Source organism: Waddliaceae bacterium, from assembly GCA_018694295.1.
Lineage (GTDB): Bacteria > Chlamydiota > Chlamydiia > Chlamydiales > JABHNK01 > JABHNK01.
This window is the reverse complement of the sequence record JABHNK010000055.1, coordinates 121,013-130,065: the sequence shown is the minus strand read 5'-3', so window position 1 is coordinate 130,065 and position 9,053 is coordinate 121,013. Positions and strand designations below refer to the sequence as shown.

The window sequence follows — 9,053 nt, the reverse complement described above, 5'->3', positions numbered from 1 at the left end:
TTAAAGCGACGTTGGTGAAGAGACAGTTTTCTGTTAACGACTTCATGGCATTGGGGTTTGACTCCATCGACGTCCCAGGCGCTACGCCGAAGAACCCTGCCTCAGGGTTTATGGCATACAGCTTTCCATCGTCTCCAGGATGCAGCCATGCGATGTCGTCTCCGACACATTCTACTTTACAACCTGGTATCGTAGGCGTATGCATGGCGAGGTTTGTCTTGCCACATGCACTAGGGAAAGCACCAGTGATAAATTTAACTTCGCTGTCAGAATTTGTAATCTTTAAGATAAGCATATGCTCGGCGAGCCACCCTTCTTCACTTGCCATAACAGACGCTATGCGCAATGCCAGACATTTCTTGCCAAGAAGAGCATTGCCGCCGTAGCCACTGCCAAACGACCAGATCTCTTTCGTTTCGGGGAAATGTGCGATGCATGTTTCATCGGGATTGCAAGGCCACGGAACATCTTGCTCTCCATGAGCTAGAGGCTGGCCAACAGAATGAATACATGGTATGAAAGGGGTTGCTTCAGTAAGTTTATCGAGAGCCTGCTCTCCCATGCGAGTCATGATCTTCATATTACAGACAACATACGGAGAGTCGGAGATCTCGACGCCGATCTTTGACATCGGCGAACCTATAGGACCCATACAGAATGGTATGACATACATCGTCCTGCCCTTCATACACTCTGAAAACTTGCCTTGGAGCTCATGCTTCATAACGCTAGGGTCTTTCCAATTGTTCGTAGGGCCGGCGTCTTCTTTACTCTCAGAACATATGAATGTCTTGCTTTCGACACGAGCAACATCATCAGGGTCGGAGCGGACGAGGTAACTGTTAGGACGTAGCGTTTCGTCGAGTTTGATAAACGAGCCTTTTTCTACCGAAAGATCGCACAACTCGGTATATTCTTCATCAGAACCGTCACAGAGATATACTTCGTCTGGAGTGCATAGGCTGACCTTCTCACGAACCCAACTAATAAGATCAGAATTCACCGTCCATGCTTCAAGGACGCCTTCTTGTGGAATGTCTTCTTTAGAAAATACTTTTCTCATAGGTCCTACCTCGTGTTGTGCATGTGCTTGAGTTGGTACAGCGCAAGGCGCTGGAGCGTAAGAGCTTGCTGATACAGGTTGCATAGTCGTTCTCCTTAAAAGTGTGTGTGTATGTTTCTTGTGCGTTAACTCCTTATGTCAAAGGCTAGATTGTAATCAAGGTCTAAAAATATAGTGCGTTTTTATACGTTTACCATCTTCCTGCGCTTGAATTTTTCTAGGAAATCAAGAGCCTTTCCAGTGCCGAGACATACGGCAAGGAGAGGGTTCGGAGCTATTATTACAGGAAGTCCTGTCTCTTTAATTAGAGCTTTGTCGATGCCTTTTATCAAAGCACCACCACCGGCAAGGACCATGCCACGCTCGACAAGGTCGGCGGCAAGTTCCGGAGGGCATTTCTCTAGGGTAAGCTTTACGGCTTCGACGATCTGCTGTATAGGCTCGGCAAGACATTCGCGGATCTCTACAGAATTTATACGCTTAGTGATAGGAAGGCCAGCAACCTGGTCGCGGCCGCGGACTTCCATCTCAAGCTCGTTGTCGCCAAGAGGATATGCCGACCCTATCGCCATCTTGATCTCCTCAGCAGTACGGGGGCCGATCAAAAGATTGTAGGTGCGACGCATATAGTTTATTACGCAGTCGTCGAATTCATCGCCGGCGATACGTAAAGAACGTGACTCAACAATCCCTCCCAAAGAGATTATTGCTATCTCGGTAGTACCACCACCGATGTCAATGATCATATTAGCAGAAGGCTCATGGACAGGAAGGTCTACGCCGATAGCAGCAGCCATAGGCTCTTCGATGAGGATGACCTCTTGAGCGCCAGCATGTAGTGCAGAATCTTCGACGGCGCGCTTCTCAACGCCAGTAATCCCTGAAGGTACGGCAATGAGGATCTTTGGCCTCAAAATGCTCCTCGACGGTGTTACCCTCTTAATAAGGGCTTTTAGCATGCTCTCGGCGATCTCAAAGTCGGCGATGACACCGTCCTTCATAGGACGTACCGCGTGGATCTTCTTAGGAGTCTTACCAAGCATAGCCTTGGCTTTGTGTCCAACAGCAAGGACTTCATTTGTTAAAGAGTCGACTGTTACAACAGAAGGCTCTACGAGGACAATGCCCTTTCCACGGACATATACAAGGATGTTCGACGTGCCAAGGTCGATGCCGATGTCGTTGGAGAACATCCCAGTGACACTGTTGAATTTACCGATCATAGAACGGCTTTTGATTTTTAGTTTGTTGGCAAGGGCCCAGAAATTGTTTTTGTTGGTCATGTCAGTAAAACTTCCTTTAAAAGATTAAATGTTTAATACAATAGTTATACATATTCTTCATGTTTGTAGCAACTCCAAAACTTCATCCCACGAAAGCTTGGTAATGATATCATCGTCGTCAGTGATGACTTTTTCTACAAGGGCCTTCTTACGGTTCTGAAGTTCTACGATCTTCTCTTCGACAGTACCAAGAGTTACAAGCTTATAGGCCGAGACGTTATTGTTCTGACCTATACGGTGAACACGGTCGGTAGCCTGCTGCTCGACAGCAGGGTTCCACCACATGTCATAGTGGATGACAGTGTCAGCGCCGGTGATGTTAAGTCCCGAACCACCAGCACGTAACGATACCAAGAAGATAGGTATCGTGGCGTCGCCGTTGAATTTCTTCACAATGTCAAGGCGGTTTTTGCTAGTACCGTCAAGGTAGCTGAACTTTACGCCCATACGTGTAAGGTCTTCGCGTATAATGGCAAGCATGCGAGTATATTGGCTGAAGATTACCGTCTTATGCCCTCCCTGCCGTAATGTCTGTAGAAGCTCTAAGAGCATCTCATATTTTGCAGAATCTTCGCTCTCGACTTTGTCTTTGGCGAAAATAGCAGGATGACAGCATATCTGCTTGAGCCTGGTAAGGGTGGCAAGGACATGGATCTGTACCTTGTTATACCCTTCTTTGTCAACGAGCTTGGTGAGCTCCTCACGAGCAGAAGAAACATACGAGCTGTACAGCTCTTGCTGCGTGGCAGTGAGCTTGCAATGATATAATATCTCCGACACAGGAGGAAGGTCGGAAAGGACGTCTTTCTTCATGCGACGTAATATAAATGGTGACACCTTGGCATTCAAAGCCTTAAGGGCGTCGCTGTGGGCGCTACCGCTATGAGAAAGATAGCGATCGTTAAATCTACGGTAATTGCTGAGAAGGCCTGGCATTAAGAAATCAAAAAGACTCCACAATTCGTCGAGGGAATTCTCAATAGGAGTGCCTGTGAGGATAAGCTTGTGAGAAGAAGACAGCTCTTTTACTGACCTGGCATTCAAAGTGTTATGGTTTTTGATGTGCTGCCCTTCGTCGAGGATGATATAAGAAAAGTTTACCTCTTTGTAGATGTCGATGTCTTTCTGTATAAGACCATACGACGTGATAATAAGGTCATAGTCTTTAATAGAAGATAACAGCTTCTTCCTATGTTCAGGAATACCATCGATGATGAGAACCTTCATAGAAGGATGGAATTTGTTGACCTCTTCGAGCCAGTTGTATAACAACGACGTAGGACATATTACCAGCGAAATGCTGCCGCTATTGTCGCGCTTGTGCTGTGCAACAGCAGCAATGGCTTGTAATGTTTTTCCAAGACCCATGTCGTCGGCGAGGATGCCGTTGAGATGCATGTTACGCAGACGCTCAAGCCAAGAAACCCCAGAAACCTGGTAATTACGAAATGTCGCCGTGAGATCTTCGGGGATGGTGCTCGCCGTCAACGTCTTCTTCCCTAGAATCTGCTTCTGAAGCTCTTTTAGCTTGGCGCTAACAGAAAACTTAATGGGAAGCTTCTTAATTTCTTTGAAATCTAAAGCAACAAGGCTCCACAACGGACGCTCCGAAGTATGGCTATCAAGAGTCGTTATTCCTACCTCGTCGAGAACTTCTATAATAGGGCGTAGAACTTCTAGGTCCAAAACAAGGATCTTAGGAAGAGAAAAACCGCCGTCTTCATCGGAAGACGATTTCTTTTTGCGGCGAGTAAGCTCGATATATGGCCTGTTAGAAGAAAGACAGCCCAACAAAACATGCATCGATATGCCAGAAAGCGCACCTTTGACAGTGATGTCGACATCGTATGTAGTGATGTTTTTAGCGTCTTTTAACGACAAAGAAAATGTCGTGTCGTCATAGATAAACTGCTCTAAAAGGTTCTCAGGGCAATGAAACTCGACGCGATGCTGGTTCTTAGGGACAATGTCGGTCATAAATTCTACGATCTTTTTCTTGCTCTTCGCAATAAAAATGCCCTCTTTGGCGTCGAAGATGAAGTCTTGGAAAAGATCGTGAAGAAGGGAGCGCTCTTCGGTGATATTGCGGGCGACAACACCATCGTCGGAAACAAACGCCGTAATGTCCTCATACGAAAGCTTGTCATAAGCAGCAGGGACTTCGTGGTCGCCATATAAAAAGAAAAGCGTGGCCTCCAGCTCTCCATTAAGATAGTTGATGTCACAGCGCGCCTCGACATTGTCGACATAAGGTATAGTAACGAAATTCTTTAGAACATCAATATTAGAAACCTCAGCACACGACTGTAGCTCAGGCAAAGAGTTCTCGACAAAGGTACCAAAAAGAGGCTCTGGGATGGTCATCGTACTTATAGTAGGAAGACTCTGAAGATGCATCCTCTTAATAGAGTCACGGAAGCGATAGTAAATGTTGTTGTAAATCATTCCAGGCTTAGTGCATTCGAAAAGATTGGCGTCGTCAGGAGCGATGACCTCGTCGTCATCAACGACAATAAGAGGCTTTAATAAAAGCTTTAAACTCGGCGTCTTGAAAAGCTCTAACATAAAACGTAGTTTGGCAGGACGCGGAGAGAATGTTAAAGGTGTCTCAATGCTGCCACGATAAAGACAGGGCATGGTATGTACGTCACTGCCAAGCGATGAGTCGCTGCCCAAAGAATAAACAGCAGCAAGAAGAGCGCCGAAAGCATCGTGGTTCAACATCGCTGTGCGTCGGTCACTGTCATCATCGTCAGCATAATAATGCACCTGATCGAGAAGCATGCTAATAACTTCCGTGCTAGCAGTATCGAAAGAACGATGCGTGAAGAAAAAACGCCTGCCATTGATAGTAAAAGGCTCATGATAACGTATCGACTCAAGAAACTCCTTGATGTCAGGAATAAGCATAAGCTTGGAGCGCCATGGAAAACGAAGCATCACCTGAATATTATGACCGCCAGAAGAAAGACGAGAAGAAGGAGGGTCGAAGATAAGGATGAGCTCGGCATTGTCCTCAATAAGACTCTCCTGAGGTAAGAAAAATGGAGAACGACGAAAAACACGGGCGGCATCGTTATACTCTCGTAAAAGTTCGCGCTGGTAGTTCGCGTCTTCACGAAAACGATGCTTGCTCTTAGACTTCTCAAAAGTCTCAAGAAGCAACGCCTTTTCACTAGTATCGATGTCGTCAAGATCGTCGAGATCAGCTTCATTGGAATACTCGACAATAAGCTTGTCAAGATGATCCTCAAGGAAAAATAATAAGCCAGGAATATGTTGGCAATCATGGTCCAGAGGACAGCCACAGCTAGAATCAATAACCTCAGACTCAAGACGGCTTATCTCAAGAAAACATTCGTATGTATTGTCGTAACTGCCTAATACTTCACCGCAAATTTTAATAGTCTCGCTGTCTAAAAATATTATTTTAGCAGAAAGAACCATCTCTTTGTCGTGTAATTCACGACCCATAGAAATAATAGATGGCGAAAAATCTCGACGAAGTTTGCGAAAATTTAACATATAATTCCCTTCTTGGCTCCCTATATACCACGAAAGTAAGACAATGTTTGTACCCTTTTTCACTATAGAAATGCAATGAAAAAATTATTCTTTGACGTTCTTTATTTTTATCACATCGGCAATGTTGGCATCATAAATGCATATACACGGTGTGAGAAAGGTGCGGAACAAAAAAAGGAGAAAATATTATGACGGAAATAACCTCAATATATAGCGATGTCCCCAATGATGCCCCAGCAAACTATACTTATCAGCTGCCAATGTATTATTTGTATAAGCAGTTTTATCCAGGAAGCGATTCTACGGAGTTTGAGCAAAAGCTCACAAATTTCAATACGTATCTCGATGAAAATAAAGACAGTACGTTTAACCCAGCAGGCGATCTCCCCGAAGACCTTTCTGTCGATTTCCTTGACGGAGAAAAACAGGGGTGGTGGATAGAATATCTTAAAAGCCTTGATGCGCCGGTCTTACCAAGCATCGACATTGAAAAGTCGACGATGCAAAGCTATATACAGTTTGAGTTTTTACGCGTTGGAAACGAAGCCGTTGTGAGTCAGATGAACGGTCTTCTTGGAATTCTTGATGATATAACGGCAGCGTCTAGTGATGTTTCGGCATTGGTGACATTCTTTAATAAAAGAGGTAATGAAGTAGACGATATTACAGTTACATTTGAAAATGATGATGATGATACAGTCATAACGGAACAAATATCTCCAAAACTAAATGTCGAGTCGAATTTGGATTCAATAGATTATGTTGAAATGGAAAAAATCTATAACCGTTTGGTGTCAACAGCAGAAGATGCTATAAGTGATTCTTTGAAAGAGGCTCTTAACGCTGTCATAGCAGACCTAAATCCTAACGATACATTTATAACAGAAGCTGCTTGGAAGGATCTATGGGGAATAGGAAAAGAAGCGGCAAGTGATGACGTAGACGGCAGCAGCATAGGGTTGCACTTAAGACAGGCTTTAATAGTTACACAAAATTATAACGAAAGGGCGAAGGCGCAACTTCGACAGGCGATGTTTACATTCGAAGAATTTTATAAAGCAGCAGCAACGTTGTCGAATGCATTAACAGATATGCTCGAAAATACGGCACGAAAAATTGTAAAATAACACCAGGATACAAAATATTATGATTCTATTCTTCATAACCTTCTGGATATTAAGCAATAATAAAAATAAAGAAAAAAGTAGAACTTTTTTTTGAAACGGAGTACAGTAAAAAATACATTAGATGTAAACACATTCTTGTCGGTTCTGGGTCAAAGTTTCCTCCATTCTTTGGTTCAGAACCGGCTTTTTTTTATTTTTAAATCAAATTGAGGCATGGTTCAAAATTCGACGGGTCTGGCTTGTCATCTTTGCGTTTCTCCGAAGGAAAATGCAAAAATGCAAGCCTGACCCTAGAATAAAAATGAACCATGCCCAAATTGACTCTTGCACAAAAACCGAAAGAGAGTATAATATTGTACTTCCTTATCGCGGGTGTAGCTCAGTGGTAGAGCGTCACCTTCCCAAGGTGAGGGTCGTGAGTTCAAGTCTCATCACCCGCTAAAAGCTATAAAGGTGGATGGGTATAAGTCTCATCACTGTGTTTTCGGCGTTTATAGTCGGTAAGGGTCAGGTCTATAAGTATATGCGGGTGTAGCTCAGTGGTAGAGCATCACGTTGCCAACGTGAGGGTCGTGAGTTCGAATCTCATCACCCGCTATTTTTTACAAACATATTATGAGGCATCTTTCGTGGCAAAGAATAAAATAACTGAAGATAAAAAAGCCGATGTTGCTGTTACAGAAAAGGACGTTGTAACAGAGTTCACAAGCAAAGATTTCTCTGTTACCATGAAGCAAGCTCTACATTGTAGGGTTTTGTTGACCGTTACAGTGACGCCAAAAGCTACAGAAGCAGCATATAAAAAAGGCATCAAGAAGATCAATAAAGAGATCTCGGTACCAGGATTTCGTAAAGGTAAAGCTCCCGAGGCTCTTGTAATAAAAAACTATAAATCGCATATCGAAGACCAATGGCGTGATCTCCTTTTGCATACTAGCTTCAATGAAGCTATGAAGCTTACAAAGATATATCCCTTCAACGAGAAAAGTTTCAGAACGTCAAAAGTCGATAGCAGCTCTCTTGATGATGGTTCTGTAGTAGTCTTCGAATATGAGAGCGAGCCACAGGTTCCTCGCGTTGACCTTAAAAAGTTAGAACTGAAAAAAGTTGACCCTGTTGCTGTCGATGATAAAGCGATAGATGAAAGGATCGAACAGCTCCGTGAGAGATATGTCGACTGGAAAGAATGTGAAGAAGATCATATCGCTGTTGTCGGCGACCACGTAAACCTTACCGTAGTATCGTTAGAAGAAAAAGAGTCTGAGAATAAAGAACTTTGTAATGACACACGTTTCCTCCTAGACGAAGCAGAGATGAGCCCGTGGATGATAAAACTTGTTACCGGCCTAAAAAAAGGTGGCACCGTTGAAGGCGTCAGCGAACTCGACGAGCGTCTTGACGAGAAGGCTAAAAAAGAATTCGTCTCAACAAAATGTGCTATAACACTAGTCAGCATAAATAAACGTATACTCCCTGATATCGACGAAGAGTTTGCTAAGAAATTAGGATGCACTACAGTAGAAGAACTACGCGAGAATGTCCGTAAACAGTGTGAAGGCGAAGGCGATAATGACGTAAAAGAAGCGCTTCGTGAGCAAGTCGAAGCCCTCATCTTAGAGAAATATGATTTCGATCTGCCTTCTTCATTGATAGAAGCAGAACGTAAGATACGGATAAGGAACAAGATACGACAGCTCAAAGAACAGAAGAAAAGCGCCGAAGAAATATCATCGCTAGAACAAGATATCGAAAAAGATGTCGCCAAAGAAGTTCACAATGTTCTACGCTTTTTCTTCCTCGTCCGAAATATTGCCGTTGATAATATGATATCAGTTACAGACGAAGATATTGACAAGGAAATGGTTCGTGAGCGCCTTTACTGGTATATGTTCAATAAAGGGAAGGAGTTTGACGAAAAAGATCCAGACCTGCGGTCGAAGCTTTACGCTAACATCCTTACCACTAAAGTCAAAGACTTCCTTATTGATAAGAGCAAGATCGTATAGCACCCGAAAAAACTTGACCGTCTAATAACAATACTCGTATAACGAGGGC

General features: G+C 43.7%; 5 protein-coding genes and 2 tRNA genes. 4 read left to right on the top strand and 3 right to left on the bottom strand.

From position 1 onward, the window contains the following. The 3 genes from HN980_06220 to HN980_06210 form a co-directional block, all read right to left on the bottom strand. On the bottom strand, positions 1-1,063 hold a 1,063-nt coding region (locus tag HN980_06220), incomplete at its 3' end, for a phosphoenolpyruvate carboxykinase (GTP) (GenBank protein MBT6929065.1). A 182-nt stretch (positions 1,064-1,245) separates the two neighbouring features. Next, positions 1,246-2,286, bottom strand: coding sequence for a rod shape-determining protein (locus HN980_06215; GenBank protein MBT6929064.1), 1,041 nt, complete (start codon positions 2,284-2,286; stop codon positions 1,246-1,248). Positions 2,287-2,403: 117 nt separating this feature from the next. Further along, positions 2,404-5,871 carry a DEAD/DEAH box helicase family protein gene (locus HN980_06210; protein ID MBT6929063.1) on the bottom strand — a complete coding sequence of 1,156 codons (3,468 nt, stop codon included), beginning with the start codon at positions 5,869-5,871 and terminating at the stop codon, positions 2,404-2,406. Between the two features lie 188 nt (positions 5,872-6,059). Between HN980_06210 and HN980_06205 the strand changes: the two genes are divergently transcribed. The 4 genes from HN980_06205 (at position 6,060) to tig (ending at position 9,004) form a co-directional block, all read left to right on the top strand. Further along, entirely contained in the window at positions 6,060-6,998 is a 939-nt protein-coding gene (locus HN980_06205; protein ID MBT6929062.1) for a hypothetical protein, read from the top strand. A gap of 368 nt (positions 6,999-7,366) precedes the next feature. Then, positions 7,367-7,438: transfer RNA gene (locus tag HN980_06200), tRNA-Gly, on the top strand. An 85-nt stretch (positions 7,439-7,523) separates the two neighbouring features. Continuing rightward, positions 7,524-7,595, top strand: a tRNA-Gly gene (locus HN980_06195). A 32-nt stretch (positions 7,596-7,627) separates the two neighbouring features. Beyond that, positions 7,628-9,004 (top strand): trigger factor, encoded by a 1,377-nt coding sequence (tig, locus tag HN980_06190; protein ID MBT6929061.1) that lies wholly within the window; start codon positions 7,628-7,630, stop codon positions 9,002-9,004. Positions 9,005-9,053: the final 49 nt, after the last annotated feature.

Excerpts from the sequence above, each read along its gene's own strand:
- HN980_06215 (MBT6929064.1), bottom strand. The coding sequence starts at position 2,286 with ATGATCGGTAAATTCAACAGTGTCACTGGGATGTTCTCCAACGACATC.
- HN980_06210 (MBT6929063.1), bottom strand. The coding sequence starts at position 5,871 with ATGTTAAATTTTCGCAAACTTCGTCGAGATTTTTCGCCATCTATTATT.
- HN980_06205 (MBT6929062.1), top strand. The coding sequence starts at position 6,060 with ATGACGGAAATAACCTCAATATATAGCGATGTCCCCAATGATGCCCCA.